The organism is Mesorhizobium sp. M8A.F.Ca.ET.057.01.1.1 (genome assembly GCF_003952565.1).
GTDB lineage: Bacteria > Pseudomonadota > Alphaproteobacteria > Rhizobiales > Rhizobiaceae > Mesorhizobium.
The window spans coordinates 5563653-5585193 of record NZ_CP034454.1 but is presented as its reverse complement, the minus strand read 5'-3'; the positions used below and the strand labels follow the sequence as shown (position 1 = coordinate 5585193).

Annotated in this window: 19 protein-coding genes, 1 other RNA gene and 1 pseudogene; 15 read left to right on the top strand and 6 right to left on the bottom strand. The window is 64.3% G+C overall.

From position 1 onward, the window contains the following. On the top strand, positions 1 to 864 hold the full coding sequence (locus EJ077_RS26585) for a prephenate dehydratase (RefSeq protein WP_208697535.1): 864 nt from the start codon (positions 1 to 3) through the stop codon (positions 862 to 864). Position 865: 1 nt separating this feature from the next. Here EJ077_RS26585 and EJ077_RS26580 read toward each other — a convergent pair whose 3' ends face one another. The 3 genes from EJ077_RS26580 to EJ077_RS26570 are packed head-to-tail and all read right to left on the bottom strand — an operon-like array spanning position 866 to position 2607. Further along, positions 866 to 1165, bottom strand: a complete 300-nt coding sequence (locus EJ077_RS26580; RefSeq protein WP_015314049.1) for a Dabb family protein — start codon at positions 1163 to 1165, stop codon at positions 866 to 868. 27 nt (positions 1166 to 1192) lie between these two features. Further along, positions 1193 to 2134: an NAD(+) diphosphatase gene (nudC, locus tag EJ077_RS26575; protein ID WP_208697533.1), complete on the bottom strand. Its 942-nt coding sequence runs from the start codon at positions 2132 to 2134 to the stop codon at positions 1193 to 1195. 53 nt (positions 2135 to 2187) lie between these two features. Continuing rightward, entirely contained in the window at positions 2188 to 2607 is a 420-nt protein-coding gene (locus EJ077_RS26570; protein ID WP_127280298.1) for an HIT family protein, read from the bottom strand. Positions 2608 to 2751: 144 nt separating this feature from the next. Here EJ077_RS26570 and ffs point away from each other — a divergent pair. The 12 genes and pseudogenes from ffs to EJ077_RS26510 all read left to right on the top strand — a co-directional run bounded on the left by ffs (position 2752) and on the right by EJ077_RS26510 (position 14624). Further along, positions 2752 to 2848, top strand: an RNA gene (gene ffs / locus EJ077_RS26565) — signal recognition particle sRNA small type. 104 nt (positions 2849 to 2952) lie between these two features. Continuing rightward, positions 2953 to 4781 (top strand): annotated as a pseudogene (locus tag EJ077_RS26560) (DNA polymerase III subunit gamma/tau). A 31-nt stretch (positions 4782 to 4812) separates the two neighbouring features. Beyond that, positions 4813 to 5136, top strand: a complete 324-nt coding sequence (locus EJ077_RS26555; RefSeq protein ID WP_127280300.1) for a YbaB/EbfC family nucleoid-associated protein — start codon at positions 4813 to 4815, stop codon at positions 5134 to 5136. 14 nt (positions 5137 to 5150) lie between these two features. Further along, positions 5151 to 5558: a hypothetical protein gene (locus EJ077_RS26550; RefSeq protein WP_208697531.1), complete on the top strand. Its 408-nt coding sequence runs from the start codon at positions 5151 to 5153 to the stop codon at positions 5556 to 5558. 226 nt (positions 5559 to 5784) lie between these two features. Next, complete coding sequence (locus tag EJ077_RS26545; protein ID WP_208697529.1) at positions 5785 to 6804, top strand: cell wall hydrolase; 1020 nt, start codon at positions 5785 to 5787, stop codon at positions 6802 to 6804. Between the two features lie 190 nt (positions 6805 to 6994). Further along, on the top strand, positions 6995 to 7600 hold the full coding sequence (gene recR, locus EJ077_RS26540; RefSeq protein WP_208697527.1) for a recombination mediator RecR: 606 nt from the start codon (positions 6995 to 6997) through the stop codon (positions 7598 to 7600). Between the two features lie 25 nt (positions 7601 to 7625). Then, positions 7626 to 8915 (top strand): lytic murein transglycosylase, encoded by a 1290-nt coding sequence (locus EJ077_RS26535; RefSeq protein ID WP_208697525.1) that lies wholly within the window; start codon positions 7626 to 7628, stop codon positions 8913 to 8915. A 262-nt stretch (positions 8916 to 9177) separates the two neighbouring features. Further along, positions 9178 to 10821, top strand: a complete 1644-nt coding sequence (locus tag EJ077_RS26530) for an ABC transporter substrate-binding protein (protein WP_208697523.1) — start codon at positions 9178 to 9180, stop codon at positions 10819 to 10821. A gap of 18 nt (positions 10822 to 10839) precedes the next feature. Further along, positions 10840 to 11901, top strand: coding sequence for an ABC transporter permease (locus EJ077_RS26525; RefSeq protein ID WP_208697521.1), 1062 nt, complete (start codon positions 10840 to 10842; stop codon positions 11899 to 11901). A gap of 196 nt (positions 11902 to 12097) precedes the next feature. After that, positions 12098 to 13024, top strand: coding sequence for a nickel transporter permease (nikC, locus tag EJ077_RS26520; RefSeq protein ID WP_208697520.1), 927 nt, complete (start codon positions 12098 to 12100; stop codon positions 13022 to 13024). Further along, positions 13021 to 13866, top strand: coding sequence for an ABC transporter ATP-binding protein (locus tag EJ077_RS26515; RefSeq protein ID WP_208697518.1), 846 nt, complete (start codon positions 13021 to 13023; stop codon positions 13864 to 13866). The genes nikC and EJ077_RS26515 overlap by 4 nt, the downstream gene beginning before the upstream one ends. Continuing rightward, positions 13863 to 14624, top strand: coding sequence for an ABC transporter ATP-binding protein (locus tag EJ077_RS26510; RefSeq protein ID WP_208697516.1), 762 nt, complete (start codon positions 13863 to 13865; stop codon positions 14622 to 14624). Before EJ077_RS26515 ends, EJ077_RS26510 begins: the two co-directional genes overlap by 4 nt. 21 nt (positions 14625 to 14645) lie before the next feature. On the opposite strand, the gene EJ077_RS26505 is transcribed toward EJ077_RS26510, so the two are convergent. From EJ077_RS26505 to EJ077_RS26495, 3 genes are read right to left on the bottom strand one after another with little or no spacing between them, the layout of a single operon-like run. After that, positions 14646 to 17738, bottom strand: coding sequence for an efflux RND transporter permease subunit (locus EJ077_RS26505; protein WP_208697515.1), 3093 nt, complete (start codon positions 17736 to 17738; stop codon positions 14646 to 14648). Continuing rightward, positions 17735 to 18805, bottom strand: coding sequence for an efflux RND transporter periplasmic adaptor subunit (locus tag EJ077_RS26500; RefSeq protein WP_208697513.1), 1071 nt, complete (start codon positions 18803 to 18805; stop codon positions 17735 to 17737). Before EJ077_RS26500 ends, EJ077_RS26505 begins: the two co-directional genes overlap by 4 nt. Then, positions 18802 to 19785, bottom strand: a complete 984-nt coding sequence (locus EJ077_RS26495; protein ID WP_245458559.1) for an efflux RND transporter periplasmic adaptor subunit — start codon at positions 19783 to 19785, stop codon at positions 18802 to 18804. The genes EJ077_RS26500 and EJ077_RS26495 overlap by 4 nt, the downstream gene beginning before the upstream one ends. Between EJ077_RS26495 and EJ077_RS32435 the strand changes: the two genes are divergently transcribed. Beyond that, the gene (locus tag EJ077_RS32435) at positions 19784 to 20077 is read left to right on the top strand and encodes a hypothetical protein (RefSeq protein ID WP_245458558.1); all 294 of its coding nucleotides are present in this window, start codon (positions 19784 to 19786) and stop codon (positions 20075 to 20077) included. The genes EJ077_RS26495 and EJ077_RS32435 overlap by 2 nt on opposite strands. Before the next feature lie 105 nt (positions 20078 to 20182). Then, a complete protein-coding gene (locus EJ077_RS26490; protein WP_127279220.1) occupies positions 20183 to 21460 on the top strand; it encodes a 4-aminobutyrate--2-oxoglutarate transaminase in 1278 nt (425 codons plus the stop codon). Positions 21461 to 21541 lie beyond the last annotated feature (81 nt).

Below are 21541 nucleotides of genomic sequence, written 5' to 3'. Positions count from 1 at the left end.
ATGCCTGAAAAGACCAACAGAATATCCTTCCAGGGCGAGCCCGGCGCCAATTCCGACACCGCCAGCCGCAACGTCTATCCCTCGATGGAGCCGTTGCCGTGCCCGACCTTCGAGGACGCCTTCAATGCCGTCGAGACCGGTAAGGCCGATCTCGCCATGATCCCGATCGAGAACACCATCGCCGGGCGCGTCGCCGACATCCACCACCTCCTGCCGGAATCGAAACTGCACATCGTCGGCGAATATTTCCTGCCGATCCACTTCCAGCTTATGGTGCTGCCCGGCGTCAGGCGCGACGAGATCAAGACCGTACACACCCACATCCACGCGCTCGGCCAGTGCCGCAAATACATCCGCAAGAACGGCTGGAAGGGAGTAGTCGCCGGGGACACGGCGGGCGCCGCCAAAATGGTCTCCGAGGTCAAGGATCGCACCAGGGCCGCGCTGTCGCCGGCGCTGGCCGCGACCCTCTATGGGCTCGACATCATCGAGGAGAACGTCGAGGACACCGACAGCAACGTGACCCGCTTCGTCGTCCTGACCAAGAGCAAGCAATGGGCCGAGCGCCCGTCACCCGACGTCAAGATGATGACGACCTTCATCTTCCGCGTCCGCAACGTGCCGGCCGCGCTCTACAAGGCCATGGGCGGCTTCGCCACCAACGGCATCAACATGACCAAGCTGGAGAGCTACCAGCTCGGCGCCTTCACGGCGACGCTGTTCTACGCCGACATCGAGGGCCATCCCGACGATCCGCTGGTGAAGCTGGCGCTGGACGAGCTTCGGTTCTTCTCGCGCGAGGTGCGGATTCTCGGCGTCTATCCGGCCAGCGAGTCGCGCGAGCAATGGAAGGTGGCGGATTGAGCTACCAGCCCAGCGGCACGTAGTCGATTTCCATGAAGGTCTCGACCTCCGGCACCCAGCGGTCGCGCACGAAGGCGACATGGTCGGGATGGTCGTTGTACCTGGTGTAGGCCGCCTGGTCGGCGAACTCCATCGAGAAGCCGAACTGATAGTCGTTCTTGGGGCTGACCTGCCGCAATTGCTCGAAATGCGTGACGCCCCGGATCGCCGAGAGGATTTTCCTGGCGTCGACGAGAAACCGCTTTTCCTCCAGCGAGTGCGGCGGGTGCTTCAGCGTGAAGACGACGGTGTGACGGATCATTTGTCTCTCCTGCAATGACTTCGATGACTATTCGCTGTCGACCCAGGCGCGGATGAGGTGGTGCGCGATGGCGCCTTTCGGCGGGGTGACCAGCGTGTCGGGATGCGTACGGTCCAGCATCAGGCGCACTTCGTCGCGCAAAAACCAGCGGCAATCCTCCAATTCGTTGAGGTCGGCCTGGATGTCCTCGTTGAGCGGCTCGCCGAAGCATCCGATCATCAGCGAATAGGGGAAAGGCCAAGGCTGGCTCGCGTGGTAGACGACGCGGCCGAGCCGGATCCCGGCCTCCTCCAGCGTCTCGCGGCGCACCGCCGCCTCGATCGTCTCGCCCGGCTCGATGAAGCCGGCAAGTGCCGAATACATGCCCGGGGCGAAGTGCCGGCCACGCCCGAGCAGGCATTTGTCCCGCGTCGCCGTCAGCATGATCGCCACCGGATCGGTACGCGGAAAATGCTCGGTGCCGCAATTCGGGCAATGCCGCTTGTAGCCGCCCGCCCGCATCTGCGATTGCGTGCCGCATTTGCTGCAGAAGCGGTGGCTGGCGTGCCAGGCGAGCAGGGCCGCCCCTTGCGCCATCGCGCCGGCGGCGGCCTCGTCGATCAGTCCCTGCATGTAGACCGAGCGGTAATCGATCGCCTTGACGGTTTCGGGCAATTGTTCGGCATCGATGCCGGCCAGCACCGCCAGCACCGGCCCCTGTTCGGAAAACCCGAGCAGGACTCCCTGGTCGAAGGAAGGGCTGAAGGGATCGCTCTCGGCAATGCGGTACCAAGGGTCGAAACCGCCATCAGCGAGTTTCAGGAGGAGCCGGCCGCCATTCATCAAAAGCAGCCGTGTCGTCGGATCGGCCAGCGCCTTGTCGACCGAATCGTCGGCGCGGTTTTCGGATTGCCGGTCGATCGTGTTGCCGGCAAAGCCGACGAACTGGCTCGGCTCGCGCAGGGGCGCGTCAAACAGGCGGAAGCTCATATGGACTCTGGCGCTTTGGGATGGACATGCTTGGGATAGAATACAGGGAAGGCTTATAGCGCTGCCCTTATCGTTTCGGCAAACCGGCGCAGGTCGGAGCGCTGATAGGGCTCGCGCAGGCCATGCCCCCACACCGGGCCGGGCCAGCCGGGATCGCCCTCGGACCGTGCGACGATATGGATATGCAGTTGGCGCACGATGTTGCCGAGCGCGCCGGTGTTGATTTTGGTGCAGCCGCTCACCTTCTTCAGCGCCTGCGCCACCATATTGGTCTCGAAGGTCAGCATCGCCTGGTCGAGCGGCGTCATGTCGTGGATCTCCTCCGCGCCCGGCCGCTGCGGCACCAGGAGCAGCCACGGCCAGCGGCGGTCGTTCATCACCCGCAATTCGCACAGCCCAAGCCACATCAACTGCTCGCTGTCAGCCTCCAGCCGGGCATCCAGCGTGAATCCGGCCTTCAGGCCCGGCAGCATCGGCGTTTCCCTTGCTTTTCTTGGCTTCCTCAAACCCTGAACGCTAAAGCGGCTGCATCGGGGCTGCAAGCGAATCTCGCGGTTCGCGGTACCGATTTGCCTGCGCACTTGCATTTCGTCGCGCAATTGCCGATATGGACAGCGGGAGGTTGGTGGTGGACGATCCACTCGCCAACCGGGTCAGGTCCGGAAGGAAGCAGCCCTAACGAGCCCGGAACGGGTCATTGTTCCAGCCTCCCACCTCATCGGCCCTCCTCGCGACATTGACGACGCATTGCAGCGCGGGCGAGACTATGCGCAGGAATCGGCGCCTTTGGGCGTGGCCTTTTGGAGCTTAACGGGCGAATGAGCGAAGCCGGAAATTCGGGGCCCGATAGTCTGGCGACAGGCAAGGCCGCTGCCTACCGCGTGCTGGCGCGCAAATACCGTCCGTCGAATTTCTCCGAGCTGGTCGGCCAGGAGCCGATGGTGCGCACCCTCACCAACGCCTTTGCCACCGGCCGCATTGCCCAAGCCTGGATGCTGACCGGCGTGCGCGGCGTCGGCAAGACCACCACGGCACGCATTTTGGCGCGTGCCCTGAACTATAAAACCGCCACCGTTGACCAGCCCTCGGTCGACCTCGCCGTGCTTGGCGAGCATTGCCAGGCGATCATGGAAGGCCGCCATGTCGACGTCATCGAGATGGACGCCGCCTCGCACACCGGCATCGATGACATCAGGGACATCATCGAGCGCGTGCGCTATGCGCCCGTCTCGGCCCGCTACAAGGTCTACATCATCGACGAAGTGCACATGCTGTCCACGCAGGCCTTCAACGGCCTGCTGAAGACGCTGGAAGAACCGCCGCCGCACGTCAAATTCATCTTCGCCACCACTGAAATCCGCAAGGTTCCGATCACCGTCCTGTCGCGCTGCCAGCGTTTCGACCTGAGGCGCATCGACGCCGGCGCGCTGGTCGCGCATCTCTCTTCGATCGCCGGCAAGGAAGGCATTTCGGTCGACGACGACGCTCTTGCGATGATCGCGCGCGCCGCGGAAGGTTCCGCCCGCGATTCGCTCTCCATCCTCGACCAGGCGATCGCCCATGGCGCCGGCTCGGTCAGCGCCGAGGCCGTGCGCGCCATGCTGGGCCTGGCCGACCGCGCCCGCATCGTCGATCTGTTCGAACATGTGATGAAGGGCGATGTGGCGGCGGCACTCGGCGAATTCCGTGCGCAATACGACACCGGCGCCGATCCGGCCGCCGTGCTCACCGATCTGGCCGAGTTCAACCATCTCGTCACACGGCTGCGTTTCGTGCCGACCGCGATGGACGATGCCTCGCTGTCGCAGGACGAGCGCCAGCGCGGCGCCGATTTCGCCAGGGCGCTGTCGGTTCGCGTGCTGTCGCGGACCTGGCAGATGCTGCTCAAGGGCATTCCCGAGGTACAGTCCTCCAACCGGCCGGTGAGTGCCGCCGAAATGGTGCTGATCCGGCTGGCGCACGCAGCCGATCTGCCGACATTGGACGAGGCGCTGAGATCGCTGGAGAGCGGCGCCTCGGCTACTGGTGCCGCGCCGCGCCCGAACGGCGCGCCCGGGAACCCCGGCAATGGCGGTGCTGGCGGCAATGGCGCCAGCGCCGTGGCGCAGGCGCGCATGCCTGGCGGTTCGGGCGGCGCGCAGACCATGCGGCTGGTCGAGGCCACGCCCGCTCCGGCCGCCTTCGTCGCCCCCCCCAGCCGGCGCCGGAGACGCACGCGGTTCCGCTGAAATCGCTGGCCGACATCGTTGCCCTTGCCGACGCGCAGCGCGACGTCGCCTTCAAGGTGCTGGTCAAGCGCTGCATCCGTCTGGTGCGCATCGAACCTGGCCGCATCGACGTCGGCCTGACCGACGATGCGCCTAAGATGCTGCTCAACGAGCTGACGACGAAACTGCGTGCGTGGACCGGCCGCAGCTGGCTGGTGTCGCTTTCTAAGGAGGAGGGCGGCCAGACGCTGGCCGAAATGGAATCGACGAAGCGTGAAAACGCTTTCCTCGATGCCAGGAACGACCCGACTGTCGCCGCCTTCCTGACCCGCTTTCCCGGCGCCAAGATCATCGATGTGCGCATTCCCGACGCGCCGGATGCCGAAGCGAGCGAGGCCGAAATGCCCGTCGAGCCGCCAGCCGATGACGACGAACCCTGATATCCAGCACTAATCCGCAAAGGATCGGACCATGAAAGATCTTCTCGGCCTGATGGGCAAGGCGAAGGAAATGCAGGCCAAGTTCCAGGCCATGCAGGACGAAATCGCCACGGTCGAAGCCGTCGGCCAGGCTGGCGGCGGCCTGGTCAGCATCATTTTGAGCGGAAAGTTCGACATCAAGTCGCTGAAGATCGACCCGTCTTTGTTCAAGGAAGACGAGGTCGAAATCCTCGAGGATTTGATTCTTGCCGCGCACAATGACGCCAAGGCCAAGGTCGAGCAGATCATGCAGGAAAAGACCAAGGCGCTGACCGCCGGCCTGCCCATCCCGCCAGGAATGAAACTGCCTTTCTAGCGTTCGGTGCGCCCATGATCGACGAGCCGTCCGAAAGACTTATCGAGCAGCGTGTCCGCAACAGGATCTACGAGATTCTGGAAATCCTCGCCGATTGCGATGCGGGCGTCGATCTCGTCGGCATCAAGGGCTACTTCAATCTCTTCGAGGATTTCGTGCACCGCCCGTCGATCGAGGCCGGCACGTCGGCGCTTTCGAAGGACGAACGCGCGATCGTGCTGGAAATCGCCGAATTCCTGGAGGCGGCCTCGGAAACGAATCCTGATTTCACCAAGGCCGAGTTCATCGACAGCGACTGGCCGGGCAAGATCGCGCCGGCGGCCAGGGAGGCGCGGGCGCTGTTTCTCAGGCGGGGTCTGTTTTCAGAGAAGGTCGAAGAGGTCGAACCCGGTCGTCCGGCAGCAATCGCTGCCGGGCGATAGGCTTTCCCGGAAAAGCGCATACTGTTTCCCCAAGGGAATTGCGGCGAAACGAAGAGAGAGCGGTCATCGTCTGTGTGAAACGACGGCTCGATCTATCTGGAAAGCCTCAATTTGTGTCAATTCGGCAACAGTCTGGCGTTAATAACGTTTTGGCCATCATTTTGCCCGAAAGTGTCTCATTCTTGCCGCAGCCTGGGGGCGGGCATTGAAGTGAGAGGGTTACCTGTTGATCGCCACGCGATGGAAGACGCCGCTGTTGCTCGGCGTCGTCACGTCTCCCCTTTTCTTGGCCGCTTGCAGCCAGACCACCTCGCACGGCATGTCGGTTGCCAGCCTGACCGACGCCATCACGCCGAGTTTCCTGAGTTCGCGCGCCTACAGCCACACGCCGAAGGACAGGGAATGCCTGGAACGGGCGATGTTCTTCGAATCCAACCGGTCGAGCCGCGACGGCATGATCGCCGTCGGCACGGTGGTGATGAACCGGCTGCGCTCGGGCAACCACGGCAGCACCATCTGCGAAGTGGTGGGTGAACCCGGGCAGTTCGCGCCGGGCGTCATGACCAGGCCGATGAATTCGCGCGCAATGCCCGATGTCGAGGAGGCTGCCGACGCCGTGCTCAAGGGCGAGCGCAAGGCCAAGCTCAAGAACACGATGTATTTCCACACCGCCGGGCTGCGCTTCCCCTACAAGAACATGCACTACACCATGGTTGCCGGCGGCAATGCCTTCTACGAAAAGCGCGGCCGCAACTGGCAGCCGCTGCCGGATGAGCCGATGGTTGCCGTTGCCTCGGCCGAGCCGCCTGCCGCCTTGCCGGGCGTGCCTGCGGAGCGCGTCGCTTCCGCCGAGCCCGTACCCGCGGCCAAGACATCCGCTCGCACCGCTCCGGCCCAGCAGGTCTATATGACCGCCGCGGCGGAGCCGGCACGCTCCAGCAAGACGGCAACCGCGCGCCCCGCTCCGGTCCAGGAGACCTATGTCACGGCATCCGCGGCGCCGACGGCAAAGTCGGCACGCGTCTCCGCGAAGCCGACACTGGTCGCCATGCAGGAGCCGATGGAGGAGCCGGATGTTGCCCGTTTCGGCGGAACCTTGACCGGCGGAACCTCGAACAAGAGGGTCATCTCCTCGGTTGAGGGCGAGCCACAGGAAGCGGCGATGGGCTTCCAGTCGACGCCTGAAAACACCGACGCGATCGGCGCGATGATCGTCAGCCAGGGCCGCCCGCTCGAAACCAACTGATGTGTGTCGCAAACCCGCAATGGCAGGATGGCGGGTTATTCGCGGACGCGAGATGTTTCAAAGCGCTCTGAAAAATCCTGGACCGGTTCGCCATTTCACGGAAACGGTGAACCGGTCCAACTTTTCTTGGACGCAATTCCGGACGGAAAACCGCTTCGCACTTTTCCTGGAATTGCTCTAGATCAGGGCGATGTCGAAGCGAATCGCCGGTCCCGAGATCGAACGCCTGATCCAACTCCTGGCCAAGGTGCCGGGGCTTGGCCCCCGTTCGGCCAGGCGCGCGGCGCTGCATCTGATCAAGAAGAAGGAACAGTTGCTGTCGCCGCTCGCCGCCGCTATGGGCGAGGCCGCCGACAAGGTGCGCATCTGCTCCACCTGCGGCAATGTCGACACCTCGGACCCTTGCATGATCTGCACCGATCCACGCCGCGATGCCGCCACCTTGATCGTCGTCGAGGACGTCGCGGATCTCTGGGCCCTGGAGCGGGCGGCGGCGATGAATGTGCGTTACCACGTGCTTGGCGGCACGCTGTCGCCTCTCGACGGCATCGGCCCCGATCAGCTCAACATCCGCTCGCTGATCGACCGCATAGCCGGCGGCGAGGTCAAGGAACTCATCCTCGCCGTCAACGCGACGGTCGAGGGCCAGACCACCGCGCACTACCTCACCGATCAACTCTCCGGCTTCGAGGTCAAGATAACGCGGCTGGCGCACGGCGTACCGGTCGGCGGTGAACTCGACTATCTCGACGAAGGCACGCTGGCCGCGGCGCTGCGCTCGCGGACGGCGTTTTGACACGATTGCGGGGAGGATGCGCACGATGATTGTCACGCATCTTTCGAAGCTGGTGCTGCACGCCACGGAGCGTGGCTTTCGCAAATTCTGTTTTGTGTTCTTGCTGGTGGCTCTGTCCGCGCTGCTCATCGCCGCTCCCGCCTCCGCCGCCAAGATCGACGACCAGTTCAGCGCCTGGCTCCAAACCGACCTCTGGCCTGAGGTCAATGCGAAAGGCATTTCCAAACAAACGTTCGACGCTGCGTTCAACGGGGTGAAGCCGAACCTCAATCTCCCCGACCTTGTCATGCCAGGCGAGAAGCCGAAGACGCCGCAGAAGCAGCACCAGGCCGAATTCGGTTCGCCCGGCGCCTATTTTGCCGAGAAGACGGTTCGGGCGGTGACATCGGGCGGACGCACCCGCGAAGCCGCCAATGCCCGCACGCTTGCCGCGATCGAAAAGCGCTATGGCGTGCCGGGCGAAATCCTTCTGGCGATCTGGGGCCGCGAGACCGGCTTCGGCGCGGCGAAGATGCCCTACGACGCCTTCGAGGTGCTGGGCACCAAGGCGTTCATGTCGACGAAAAAGGATTTCTTCCGCACCGAACTGCTGGCAGCGCTGGAAATCGTCCAGCGCGGGTTGGCCCCGGTGGGCGCGATGAAATCGTCCTGGGCCGGGGCGCTCGGCCAGCCGCAATTCATGCCGACCTCTTTCCTCAAGCACGCCGTCGATTTCGACGGCGACGGCCGCGTCGACATCTGGAATTCGACGCCCGACGTGCTGGCCTCGATCGCCAATTATCTTGTCCATTATGGCTGGGTGAGGGGACGCGGCTGGGGTTTCGAGGTGACCGTGCCTCAGAGCGTCTCCTGTTCGCTGGAGGGCCCGGACCAGGGCAAAAAAATTTCGCAATGGGCCGCCATGGGCATCGAGCGTGTCGGCGGCAAAGGTTTCCCGGCTAGCGAGCTGAAGGCGGAAGGTTTCCTGCTGATGCCGGCCGGACGCAGCGGCCCTGCCTTCATCGCGACCCCCAATTTCTACGTGCTGAAGCAATACAACACCAGCGACCTCTACGCGCTGTTCATCGGCCATGGCGCCGACCGCATCGCCCATGGCGATCAGAATTTTTCCGGGAGCTGGGGTCCGGTCGGCGATCTCCACCGCTCCGACATCGCAGCCTTGCAACGGGCCCTGGAAGCCAAGGGCTATGATGTTGGCAGCGCCGACGGCCTGCCCGGCTTCAAGACCCGCCGTTCGATCGGCGGATGGCAGGAAAAGAATGGTCAGGCCGCCACCTGTTTTCCCGATGCTGGTTTGGTTGCCGCGCTGAAATAGCTTCGAATTTTAGCAGATTTTTCCCGATCGCCGGCATCATTTGGCCGGCGTATGCGTGGACACGCCGCTGTGTATTCTGATCCACTGGGGCCGTCTCGCAAATCCTCGTTGCCGGGCCGGGAGTCGCCGGATAAGGTGTTGACCAACTGGACAAAAACCACGACGGTAGCGGGTCAAGGGCTTTCATTGGAGCCCTGAAAGAACACCGCAACCCTGAGCCGGGAACTCAGGTCAACAAACAACAAAACAGGGAACAATCATCATGATGATGGAAAAGCTTGCTCTACGATCCCGCATCTTGCTGGCGGGCGCCGCCATGTCGGCGCTGCTTCTGGCCGGAGCGCCGGCTGGCGCGGTCACCCCCGCCGACACGCTTGTCGAAGGTTTTGCCATCGACGACATCATCTCGATGGATCCGGGCGAGGCGTTCGAGCTGTCGACCGCCGAGGTCACCGGCAACACCTATGATCTTCTTGTCCGCCTCGACCTCAGCGACACCTCCAAGGTCAAGCCCGATCTCGCCGAAAGCTGGACCGTCTCCGACGATGGCCTGACCTATACGTTCAAGCTCAAGCCGGGCCTGAAATTCGCCTCAGGCAACCCGATCACCGCCGCCGACGTCGCCTGGTCGTTCGAGCGCGCCGTCAAGCTGGACAAGAGCCCTGCGTTCATCATCGACCAGTTCGGCATCAGCGGCGACAACGTCACCGAAAAGGCCAAGGCGGTCGACGACACCACCTTCCAGTTTACCGTCGACAAGGCCTACGCGCCGAGCTTCGTCCTGAACTGCCTGTCGGCCACCGTCGCCTCCGTTGTCGACGCCAAGCTGGTCAAGGAACATGTCGCGGCTGTCACGCCGAGCGCCGACTACAAATGGGACAACGATTTCGGCAATGCCTGGCTGAAAACAGGCTATGCCGGCTCGGGCGCCTTCAAGCTGCGCGAATGGCGCGCCAACGAGGCCGTCGTCATGGAGCGTAACGACAATTATCACGGCGAGAAGGCCAAGCTTGCCCGCGTCATCTACCGCAACATGAAGGAAAGCTCGGCGCAGCGCTTGGCGCTCGAAGCCGGCGATATCGACGTTGCCCGCAACCTCGAGCCGAACGACCTCGATGCCATCGCCAAGAACGCCGACCTCACCACCACCAGCGCGCCGAAGGGCACCGTCTACTACATCAGCCTCAATCAGAAGAACCCGAACCTCGCCAAGCCCGAGGTCCGTCAGGCCTTCAAGTACCTTGTCGACTATGATGCGCTGAGCTCGACCATCCTCAAGGGCATTGGCGACATCCACCAGTCCTTCCTGCCCAAGGGCGACCTCGGTGCCGTGGACGACAACCCGTTCAAGCTCGATGTCGCCAAGGCCAAGGAATTGCTGGCCAAGGCTGGCTTGGCGGGCGGCTTCAGCGTCACCATGGATGTGCGCACCGGCCAGCCGACCACCGGCATGGCGGAATCGATCCAGCAGACGCTGGGCCAGGCCGGCATCAAGCTGGAGATCATTCCCGGGGACGGCAAGCAGACGCTGACCAAATACCGCGCCCGCAACCATGACATCTACATCGGCAATTGGGGCCAGGACTATTTCGATCCGAACTCCAACGCCCAGACTTTTGCCTCGAACCCGGACAATTCGGATGCCGGCAAGTCCCACACGCTCGCCTGGCGCAACAGCTGGGACATTCCGGACCTGACCAAGGAAACGGAGGCGGCTCTGCTCGAGAAAGACGCGGGCAAGCGCGCCGACATGTACAAGGACCTGCAGCAGAAGATCCTCGACACCAGCCCGTTCGTCATCATCCACCAGCAGCTGGAAGTCGCCGGCCTGCGCAAGAACCTCAAGGGCTTCGCGCTCGGTCCGAGCTTCGACACCAACTTCGTCGGGCCGGTTGCCAAGGAATAGTGTTCGCGGACACGCCGCATGAGCGCGGTTGAAAATCAGGGCGGGCGCGGCAGCGCCCGCGCCGTCGCCCTTGTATCATCGCTCGGCCGCTTCCTGGTCATCGCGGTGACGACCTATCTTGGTCTTCTCGCGGTCACCTTCTTCATTGGCCGCGTCATCCCGATCGACCCGGTGCTGGCCGTGCTCGGTGACCGGGCACCCGCCAATGTCGTGGAGCGTACGCGCCGCGAGATGGGCCTCGACCTGCCGTTGATCGAGCAGTTCTACATCTATGTGAAACATGCGCTGAGCGGCGATTTCGGCATCTCCGTGCTGACCACCAATCCCGTCATGACCGACATCCGTCGCGCTCTTCCCGCAACGACGGAACTGGCGACATTGGGGACACTGATCGGCGCGCTGTTCGGTGTGCCGCTCGGAGTGCTGGCCGCGGTCAAACGCGGCAGCCTCGTCGATCAGATCGTGCGCATCATCGGCCTGATCGGCTATTCTGTGCCCATCTTCTGGCTGGGCCTGCTAGCCCTCGTACTCTTCTACGCCAAGCTGCAATGGGTGGCTTTTCCCGCACGGCTCGACGTCGTCTACGAATACACTTTCACGCCGGTCACCGGTTTCTACCTTCTGGACTCCGCGACGCAGGGGCAGTGGGACGTCTTCTACGACGCCTTCCGGCACATCATCCTGCCGGCCTCGCTGCTCGGCTATTTCTCGCTCGCCTATATCAGCCGCATGACACGGTCATTCATGCTCAATGAACTCGCCCAGGAATACGTGGTCGCCGCGCGCGCCAAGGGTTTGTCGGAAACCCGCATCATCTGGGGCCACGCGCTGCGCAATGCCGCCGTGCCGATGGTGACCGTGATCGCGTTGTCCTATGCCGGGCTGCTCGAGGGCTCGGTGCTGACCGAGACCGTCTTCTCCTGGCCGGGCATCGGCCTCTACATCACCAACTCGCTGCAGAACGCCGACATGAACGCCGTGCTCGGCGGCACCATCGTCATCGGCTCGGTGTTCATCGGCATCAACCTTCTGTCCGATCTTCTCTACCGCGTGCTCGACCCGAGGACGAAGACAGGATGAGCAGAGGTATCGCGCTTTCGGGCTTGGCTGCGGCTAATCACCCCCACTCCGGCCCTTCGGGCCACCACTCCCCCTGCCCGGGGGAAAGGAAAAGGGGGCTGCACGCCTGGCGCCTTTCCTCACCGCCGTCGAATGGGGGACAGGTGGCCTGCGAAGCAGACCGGAGTGGGGGTCGACGGCTCCAAGAGGCATCGTCATGACCGTCTCCGACGCCCGCCCCTTCTCCCGTCGCGAATGGTTGCTGTCGGAGCGGCCGGCCTCGCGCGTGCAGGCGAGGCTCGGTCGCGCCTATGTCGCCTGGCGGCGCTTTTCCGCCAATCGTCTGGCCTTTGTCGGCCTGCTGATCATCATCGCCCTGCTGCTCGTCGCCGCCCTTGCCGGTGTGCTGGCGCCGTATTCGCCGACCTTCGGCGACCTGAAGAACGCGCGGCTGCTGGCGCCGAGTGTGCAGCACTGGTTCGGCACCGACGACCTCGGCCGCGACATCTATTCGCGCATCCTCTACGGCTCGCGCTGGACGCTTTATGTCGTCGTCCTGGTCGCCATCATCGCCGCACCCATCGGGCTCCTGGTCGGCACCGTCGCCGGCTATGCCGGCGGCTGGACCGATGCCATCCTGATGCGCATCACCGACATCTTCCTTGCCTTCCCCAAATTGGTGCTGGCTCTGGCCTTCGTCGCCGCCCTTGGCCCCGGCATCGAGAACGCCGTGCTGGCGATCGCCATCACCTCCTGGCCGCCCTATGCCCGCATCGCGCGTGCCGAGACGCTCACCGTGCGCAACTCGGACTACATCAAGGCGGTGCAATTGATGGGCGCCTCTCCCTTCCGCATCGTGCTGCGCCACATCATGCCGCTGTGCATCTCCTCGCTGATCATCCGCGTCACGCTCGACATGGCCGGCATCATCCTGACGGCAGCGGGCCTCGGCTTCCTCGGCCTTGGCGCGCAGCCGCCGCTGCCGGAATGGGGCACCATGATCGCTTCGGGCCGCCGCTTCATCCTCGACCAATGGTGGGTGGCCGGTGCGCCGGGCTTCGCTATCCTGATCGTCAGCCTCGGCTTCAACCTGCTCGGCGACGGCCTGCGTGACGCGCTCGATCCTCGGAGTGGTGACCAATGAACGGCCGAACTGGGACTCTGCTTGAGGTGGACGATCTGCGGGTCACCTTTCCGACCCGCACGGGCGTGATCGAGGCGGTGCGCGGCGTTTCCTTTTCGCTTGGCCGCGAACGCCTCGGCATCGTCGGCGAGTCCGGCTCGGGCAAGTCGCAGACGGGCCGCGCCATCATGGGCCTGACGCCGCCGCAGGCCCGGATATCGGCCAACAAATTGACCTTCGACGGCATCGACCTGCTCGGCATCTCGCCACGCCAACGCCGCGCGTTGCGGGGCAACCGCATCGCCATGATCCTGCAGGATCCGAAATATTCGCTCGACCCGGTGATGAGCATCGGCCGCCAGATCGTCGAGACGCTGCGCACGCACGAAAAGGTCGGCAAGGCTGAGGCGCGCGAGCGCGCGCTGGCCATGCTCGAGGCGGTGCAGATCCGCGATCCCAAACGCGTCTTCGATCTTCACCCGCACGAAGTGTCCGGCGGCATGGGCCAGCGCGCCATGATCGCCATGATGCTGATCGCCGGGCCGGAAATGATGATCGCCGACGAGCCGACCTCGGCGCTCGACGTCACGGTGCAGCTCGATGTGCTCGGCATTCTCGACCGGCTGGTCGCGGAGCGGGGCATGGGACTGGTCTTCATCTCGCATGATCTGCGCCTGGTTTCCTCCTTCTGCGACCGCGTCATCGTCATGTATGCCGGCAAGGTGGTCGAACAGCTCAAGGCCTCGGAACTCAGCCAGGCCCAGCATCCCTACACGCGCGGCCTGCTCAACTGCATGCCCAAGATCGGCGCCGACCGTCACCCGCTGCCGGTGCTCGACCGCAAGCCGGAGTGGGCGGCATGACATCAGCGATCGCCGTCGACAGGCTGGAGGTGATCTTCGACCGCTTTCGCGCGCTGAAGGGCGTCAGCCTCGACGTGCAGCCGGGCGAATCCTTCGGCCTGGTCGGTGAATCCGGTTCCGGCAAATCGACATTGTTGCGGGCCATCGCCGGTCTCGCGCCGGTCGCCTCGGGCAGCATCGCCGTCAACGGCAAGACGCTCGGCGCGCGCCGCGACAAGGCTTTTTACCGCGAAGTGCAGATGGTCTTCCAAGATCCGTATGGTTCGCTGCACCCGCGCCAGACGGTCGACCGCCTCCTGCAGGAGCCGCTCGCCATCCACGGCTTTGCCGACGGCGAAAAGCGCATTGAGCGCGCGCTCGACGAGGTCGGCCTCGGCAACGGTTTTCGCTTCCGTTACGCGCACCAGCTCTCGGGCGGCCAGCGCCAGCGTGTCGCGATCGCCCGCGCGCTGATCCTCGAGCCCTCTATCCTGCTGCTCGACGAGCCGACCTCTGCGCTCGATGCTTCGGTGCAGGCGGAAGTGCTCAACCTGCTGGAGGAAGTCCGGCGGCGGCGCAAGCTGACCTTCCTGATGGTCAGCCACGACCTCGCCATCATCACCCATATGTGCGAGCGGCTGATGGTGATGCAGGGCGGCGAGGCAGTGGAAAATCTGGTGGCGAACGATCTGGTCGAGCGCCGTGTGACAAAGGATTATACGCGCAACCTCTTAAGGGCGAGCGATGGATTTGTGCGAACGGCTGCCGGGCAAGTTTGACTTGTCGTTGTCCACCTTGCCTCACGTCTCTGCAACAGCAGCATTGTCCGTCGCCTCGCCGTCCGCCGCCTGCTTAGGCTCCTTGATCCGGAACCAAGTCACATAAAGCGCCGGCAGGAACAGCAGCGTGATCGCCGTGCCGGCGATGATGCCGCCCATCATGGCATAGGCCATCGGCCCCCAGAACACTTCGCGCGCGATCGGGATCAGCGCCAGGCTGGCGGCGGCGGCGGTCAGCGCGATCGGCCGCATGCGATGCTCCGTCGCCTCGATGACGGCGGCCCAGCGATCCTTGCCCTCAGCGACAAGATCCTCGATCTGCACGATCAGGATGACCGAGTTGCGGATCAGGATGCCGATCAGCGCCAGCACCCCGAGGATGGCGACGAAGCCGAGCGGCGCGCCACTCGGCACCAGCGCCGCCACCACACCGATCAGTCCGAGCGGCGCGACCGCCACGACCAGGAACAGGCGCTGGAAGCTCTGCAACTGCACCATCAGGATAGTCGCCATCACGAACAGCATCAGCGGCACGACGGCGGCAATCGGCCCCTGGCTCTTGGCGCTTTCCTCGACGGAGCCGGCGGTCTCGACCGAATAGCCGGGCGGCAGCTTGGTGATGAAGGCGTCGACCGACGGTTTCAGCTCGTTGACGACGGTCGCCGGCAGCACGTCGCCAACCAGGCCGGCGCGCACGGTGATGGTCGGGATGCGGTCGCGCCGCCACACCGTCGGCTGCTCCAGATCGTAGCGGAAGTTGGCAACCGCCGCGAGCGGGATAGCCTCGCCATTGCCCGTCGGCAGCTGGATGTTCTGCAGCGTCTCGATCGAGCCGCGCTCGGCTCCGCGCGAACGTGCCACGACATTGATCAGGTAGGTCGCGTCACGCACCTGCGTGATCGTCGCGCCGCCCACCGTGCTGTTCAGCGTGCTGGCGATGTCGGAGGAGGTGATGCCGAGCTGGCGCGCCTTGTCCTGCAGCACATCGACCCTCAGCACGCGCTGTGGTTCGTTCCAGTCGAAAGTGGGAGCGGCAAGCTTCGGATTGGCCGAGATGACGCCGGCGAATTGCTGCGCCAGTTCCCGCACCGTCTGGATATAAGGGCCGCCGACGCGGTACTGTACAGGCCTCCCGACCGGTGGCCCAAGCTCGAGCGGCTTGACGAAGGCGTCGGTGCCGACGAATTCGGCGCGCAGCAGCTTCTCCAGCGCCGGCTTCACCCGGTTGCGCGCCTCGATGCTCTTGGTGACGATCACGGTCTGGCCGAAATAGGGATTGGCGGGCTGCACATCATAGGCCAGCACGAAGCGCACCGCGCCCTGGCCGATATAGGAGGAGAAGTGGTCGATGTCGGGATTGCCGACCAGCGCCCGCTGTTCGAAGCGCTCCATCTGGTCGCGCGTCTCGGTGATCGAGGAGTTCTGCGGCAGGTTCCAGTCGACGATCAGCTCCGGCCTATCGGAAGGCGGGAAGAACTGTTGCTGGACGAGCCCGAAGCCGGCGATCGAGCCAGCGAACAGGAGCACTGTCACGACGATCGTCAGCCAGTGATGGCGCACCGAGCCGACAAGCACCCGCCGGAACAGCGAGGTGAAGCGGCCCGGCTGGTCGTGATGCTTCTCCTTCATCGTCGCTGGCAGGATGGTGACGCCAAGCAGCGGCGCGAACAGCACCGCCACGATCCATGACACCAAGAGCGACACCGCGATGACGACGAACAGCGTGAAGGTGTATTCGCCTGCCGCGCTCGAGTTGAGGCCGATCGGGATGAAGCCCGCGACCGTCACCAGCGTGCCGGTCAGCATCGGGAAGGCGGTCGAGGTGTAGACATAGGTCGCTGCCTTGCGCTGGGTGTCGCCAACCTCCAGCCGCGCCACCATCATTTCGACCGCAATCATGGCGTCGTCGACCAGCAGTCCGAGCGCGATGATCAGCGCGCCGAGTGAAATGCGCTGCAGCGATATGCCGAGATACTCCATGACGGTGAAGGTGATGGCCAGCACCAGCGGGATCGATAGCGCGACGACGAAGCCGGCGCGCATGCCGAGGCTGATGAAGGAGACGGCAAGCACGATCGCCACCGCCTCGAACAGCGCGCGCGTGAAGCCTGAGACGGCCTCCTCGACGATGACAGGCTGGTCGGCGACCAGATGCACGCCGACGCCGACCGGCAGGTCGGCCAGCACCTTGTTCATTTCCTCATGCAGCGCTTCGCCGAACTTGAGCAGATTGGCGTTGGGCTTCATGCCGATGGCAAGCCCGATCGCATCCTGGCCGTTGAAGCGGAACAGGGCCGTCGGCGGGTCGGCATAACCGCGCGTGATCGTCGCCACGTCGCTCAGCCGGAAGAACCGGTCGTTGACGCGCAGATTGATCGCGCGCAGGCTCTCCTCGGAGGCGAACTGGCCGCCGACGCGCACGCTGATGCGCTCCGGCCCGGACTGGATGACGCCGGACGGCGTAATCGCGTTCTGCGCTTGCAGGCTGGCCACGATTTGCTGCTGGTTGAGGCCAAGCGCGGCGATCTGGCGGGTCGAGAATTCGAGATAGATCGCCTCGTCCTGCGCGCCGACCAGATCCACCTTGCCGGCATTGGGCACGGTCAGGATCTTGGTTCGCACATCCTCCACGTAGTCGCGCAATTGGCGTGGCGTCAGCCCGTCGGCGGTGAAGGCATAGATGTTGCCGTAGACGTCGCCGAAGCGGTCGTTGAAGAACGGTCCCTGCACGCCTTGCGGAAACTGCGCCTTGATGTCGTTGACCATGTTGCGCACCTGAAGCCAGTTCGGCACGACGTCGCGCGCCTTGGTGGTGTCCTTCAGGTTGACGAAGATGACGGTCTGGCCGGCTGTCGTCACCGACTTGGTGTAGTCGAGGCTGTCGAGTTCCTCGAGCTTTTTCTCGATGCGATCGGTCACCTGCTGCACCGTCTCCTTCACCGAGGCGCCCGGCCAGTTGGCCTGGACGATCATTGTCTTGATGGTGAAGTTGGGATCTTCCTCGCGGCCGAGATTGAGATAGGAGAAGATGCCGGCCACGACGAAGACCAGCATGAAATACCAGACCAGCGAGCGGTGGTTGAGCGCCCAGTCGGAGAGGTTGAAGCCCTTCATGAGGCCCCTCCCTCGGGCACTTTCACTTTCTGGCCGTCGACGAGGCTGTGAACGCCGGCGGTGACGACGCGCATGCCGGCGTCCAGTCCTTCCGCCACGGTGAAGGTGCCGCCATTCTTCGACGCGACCTTGATATCGTGCGCGCTCACGCTCGATGTCTTTGGATCGACGATCCACACTTTTTCGGAACCGTCCTTTTCGAGCAGAGCCGAAATGGGCAGTTCGATTGTCGGCACAACCTTGGTCATGCGGGTCGCCGTCACCGTCGAGCCGAGCCTGAAGGCTTGCGGCGGATCGGTGAGCGTCAGCTTGACGCGCCGTGTGCGGGTCGAGCCCTCGGATTGGGGGGCGATCTCGCGCAGCTTGGCCTCGGTCTGGATCGTCGGCAGCGACTGCAGGATGACCTGGAACGGCGTGCCGGCCGAGAGATCGCCGGTCAACTGGTCGGGGATGTCGACCACTGCCTCGCGCAAGTCCGAGCGCGCCACGGTGACGATGGTCTGCCCGGGTGAAACCGTCTGGCCGACCTCGGCGCCGACGGCGGTGACGACGCCGTCGAAATCAGAGAACAGCCTGGCGTAGCCGAGCTGCTCCTGGGATTTGGCCAGCGAAGCCTTGGCCCGCTCGACGCTGGCTTCCGCGGCTTTGCGTGCCTGCTGCGCGGCGTCGAAGACCGACTGCGACGTATTGGCCGAGGCGAGCAACTGGCGCTGGCGCTCCTCGCTGGCGGCGGCATTGGCGAATTGTGCCTCGGCATTGGAGAGTTCGGCCTTGGCCGCCTGGACGGCCAGCTCCAGCGCGGTCGGGTCGAGCGCCGCGATCGTCGTGCCCTTGCTGACGATGTCGCCGACCTTGACGTCGCGCGAGACGACGCGGCCGAGCAGGCGGAAGGCAAGATCGGCGCTGACCTGCGGCTCGACCGAGCCTGCGAAACCGAAGGTCTGGGTGGTGCGCGGCTCGACCACGACCGACAGCACCGGGCGGACGATCTCCGGCGGTTTTTCGTCCGATTTCGAACAGGCGCCAAGCGCGGCAAGGCCAAGCAGAACCGGTAGCAGCCGCTTCATTGCCCTGCTCCCGATATCTCGATCGTCTGGCCGGGGCTGAGCAATTGCCCGCCTGATGTAACGACGCTCTGGCCTTCGTTCAGGCCCTCCGCGATGACGACAGTACCCGAATCGAACGCCAGCACCTCGACCGGCGCCGCCGTCACTGCCTTGGTCGCGGGATCGACGATCCAGACCGCCGGCTTGCCGGCGCTCGATGTCAATGCCTGCCAGGGCAACAGGATCGCCTTCGCCGGCTTGGCGCCGACCGAGCCGATGACGGCCGCCCCCAGCGGCATCCCGGCGGGCGTGTCGGGAATGGCGACCTTGACCCTGATCGAGCCCGAAGCCGGGTCGACCGCCGGCGAGATTTCGCGCACCTTGCCCGTCGCGCGGACCTGCGGGTCGGACAACAGCGTGATCGTTACCGTCGGTGAAGCCGGCGTCCTGGCGACCAGCGTCTCCTGCACGTTGAACACCGCGTCGCGGTCGCCGTCCTCGGCGACGGTGAAGACGGTCTGCGCCGCCTGCACCACCTGGCCGGTTTCGACCTGGCGTGCGGTAATAACGCCTGCCGCACCAGCCTTGAGTTCGGTGAAGGACAGGTTCTGCTGGGCATTGGCGAATGCGCTCCGCGCGGCATCGACGCTGCCTTGCGCGACTTTCAGCGCCTGGTCGGCCGCGTCATAGTCGCGCCTGGTGGTGAAGCCCTGGGCAAGCAGCGTCTTTTGCCGCTCGAACGTGGCCGCGGCCTGTGTCAATTGCGCCTGCGCGGCATCGAGATCGGCCTGCGCGGAGCGCAAATCGGACTCCTGCTCCTGCGGATCGATACGGGCAAGCACCGTCCCCTGATCGACATGCTGGCCGACATCCACAAGCCGCTCGGCGACGCGTCCGCCAACCCGGAACGAAAGATTGTTCAACGTACGCGCCGCGATCACCCCGGTCAGCGAGGTTCTCGGCGCATAATCGGCCATCGCCACCGTTTCGGTGCGCACCATGACCGGCAGCTTCTTGTCCGCCGCCTCCTGCTTCTGGCAACCGGCCAGCAGCGCCAAGGCCGTGCAGGCGAGAATCGAAGCGGCTGGACAAGACAAAAGGCCGGGAGTTTTGGCGGATGGCGGCGAGACGGACGATGTCGCGTTGCTGCTCATGGCTCCCCTTGGCCGCGCGCCGGTCGCTGATCGCGATCCCTTCGTGGATCTCAGGAAGATAATCGATCCCGGAAAAAAGGAAACCGGTCTCGTACGCCTATGGTCGGACTGGTTAAATCAGGCCCAATCGACGCTGTGATGGTGCCGGCTTGAGGAAAATCTGAAATAAGGCCAGAAGGGAATTCAACGGCATCAAAACAGAACGGGCGCCATCTCGATGAGGGATGGCCCGATGAGGGATATCATGAAGAACTCCGCCATTTCCGAACGCAAGAACCAGTCGATCTCGCGCGGCGTCGGCATGACCACGCAGATCTACGCCGACCGGGCCGAGAATTCGGAGATCTGGGATGTCGAGGGCCGCCGCTATATCGACTTCTCCTCGGGCATCGCTGTCGTCAACACCGGCCATCGCCATCCGAGGGTAATCGAGGCGGTCAAGGCGCAGCTCGACCGCTTCACCCACACCTGCCACCAGGTCGTGCCCTATGAGAGCTATGTGCGGCTGGCCGAACGTCTGAACGCCATGCTGCCCGGCAAGTTCGAGAAGAAGACCATCTTCGTCACCACCGGTGCGGAGGCGGTGGAGAACGCCATCAAGATCGCCCGCAACGCCACCGGCCGCCAGGCCGTCATCGCCTTCGGCGGCGGCTTCCACGGCCGCACCTTCATGGGCATGGCGCTGACCGGCAAGGTTGTGCCCTACAAGGTTGGCTTCGGAGCCATGCCGGGCGACGTCTACCACGTGCCGTTCCCCGTGCAACTGCATGGTGTCTCGGTCGCCGACTCGCTTGCCGCGCTCGACAAGCTGTTCAAGGCCGATGTCGATCCGGCCCGCGTCGCCGCGATCATCATCGAGCCGGTTCAGGGCGAGGGCGGCTTCTACGACGCGCCGCGTGAACTGCTGACGGCGCTGCGCAAGCTCTGCGACCAGCACGGCATGCTGTTGATCGCCGACGAGGTGCAGACCGGCTTTGCCCGCACCGGCAAGATGTTCGCCATGGACCATCACGAGGTAGCCGCCGACATCACCACCATGGCCAAGAGCCTGGCCGGAGGCTTCCCGCTGTCGGCCGTCACCGGCCGCGCCGAGATCATGGACGCGCCCGGCCCCGGTGGCCTCGGCGGCACCTATGGCGGCAGCCCGATCGGTGTCGCCGCCGCGCACGCCGTGCTCGATGTGATCGAGGACGAAAAACTCTGCGACCGCGCCAACACGCTCGGTGCGCGGTTGAAGCAGCGTTTGCAGTCGATCCGTGACGACGTGCCCGAGATTGTCGACATCAGGGGTTTGGGCTTCATGAACGCGGTGGAGTTCAACGACGTCAAGAAGGGCCTGCCGTCGGCCGAGATCGCCAACGCGATCCGCCTGAAGGCGCTCGACAAGGGCCTGATCCTGCTGACCTGCGGCGTCTACGGCAACGTCATCCGCTTCCTGGCGCCGATCACCATCCAGGACGAGGTCATGAACGAAGCGCTCGACATTCTGGAAAGCTCGATCCGAGAGGTCTGCGCCGCCTGAGCCAAGTTCTAACTCCCCTGGTGGGGAGGTCGGACCGAAGGTCCGCGAGTGGGGGTTGGCGCCGACCCCCGCTGCTGCGCA

Excerpts from the sequence above, each read along its gene's own strand:
- EJ077_RS26585 (WP_208697535.1), top strand. The coding sequence starts at position 1 with ATGCCTGAAAAGACCAACAGAATATCCTTCCAGGGCGAGCCCGGCGCC.
- EJ077_RS26580 (WP_015314049.1), bottom strand. The coding sequence starts at position 1,165 with ATGATCCGTCACACCGTCGTCTTCACGCTGAAGCACCCGCCGCACTCG.
- nudC (WP_208697533.1), bottom strand. The coding sequence starts at position 2,134 with ATGAGCTTCCGCCTGTTTGACGCGCCCCTGCGCGAGCCGAGCCAGTTC.
- EJ077_RS26570 (WP_127280298.1), bottom strand. The coding sequence starts at position 2,607 with ATGCTGCCGGGCCTGAAGGCCGGATTCACGCTGGATGCCCGGCTGGAG.
- EJ077_RS26555 (WP_127280300.1), top strand. The coding sequence starts at position 4,813 with ATGAAAGATCTTCTCGGCCTGATGGGCAAGGCGAAGGAAATGCAGGCC.
- EJ077_RS26550 (WP_208697531.1), top strand. The coding sequence starts at position 5,151 with ATGATCGACGAGCCGTCCGAAAGACTTATCGAGCAGCGTGTCCGCAAC.
- recR (WP_208697527.1), top strand. The coding sequence starts at position 6,995 with ATGTCGAAGCGAATCGCCGGTCCCGAGATCGAACGCCTGATCCAACTC.
- EJ077_RS26535 (WP_208697525.1), top strand. The coding sequence starts at position 7,626 with ATGATTGTCACGCATCTTTCGAAGCTGGTGCTGCACGCCACGGAGCGT.
- EJ077_RS26530 (WP_208697523.1), top strand. The coding sequence starts at position 9,178 with ATGATGATGGAAAAGCTTGCTCTACGATCCCGCATCTTGCTGGCGGGC.
- EJ077_RS26525 (WP_208697521.1), top strand. The coding sequence starts at position 10,840 with ATGAGCGCGGTTGAAAATCAGGGCGGGCGCGGCAGCGCCCGCGCCGTC.
- nikC (WP_208697520.1), top strand. The coding sequence starts at position 12,098 with ATGACCGTCTCCGACGCCCGCCCCTTCTCCCGTCGCGAATGGTTGCTG.
- EJ077_RS26515 (WP_208697518.1), top strand. The coding sequence starts at position 13,021 with ATGAACGGCCGAACTGGGACTCTGCTTGAGGTGGACGATCTGCGGGTC.
- EJ077_RS26510 (WP_208697516.1), top strand. The coding sequence starts at position 13,863 with ATGACATCAGCGATCGCCGTCGACAGGCTGGAGGTGATCTTCGACCGC.
- EJ077_RS26505 (WP_208697515.1), bottom strand. The coding sequence starts at position 17,738 with ATGAAGGGCTTCAACCTCTCCGACTGGGCGCTCAACCACCGCTCGCTG.
- EJ077_RS26500 (WP_208697513.1), bottom strand. The coding sequence starts at position 18,805 with ATGAAGCGGCTGCTACCGGTTCTGCTTGGCCTTGCCGCGCTTGGCGCC.
- EJ077_RS32435 (WP_245458558.1), top strand. The coding sequence starts at position 19,784 with ATGACCGGCAGCTTCTTGTCCGCCGCCTCCTGCTTCTGGCAACCGGCC.
- EJ077_RS26495 (WP_245458559.1), bottom strand. The coding sequence starts at position 19,785 with ATGGTGCGCACCGAAACGGTGGCGATGGCCGATTATGCGCCGAGAACC.
- EJ077_RS26490 (WP_127279220.1), top strand. The coding sequence starts at position 20,183 with ATGAAGAACTCCGCCATTTCCGAACGCAAGAACCAGTCGATCTCGCGC.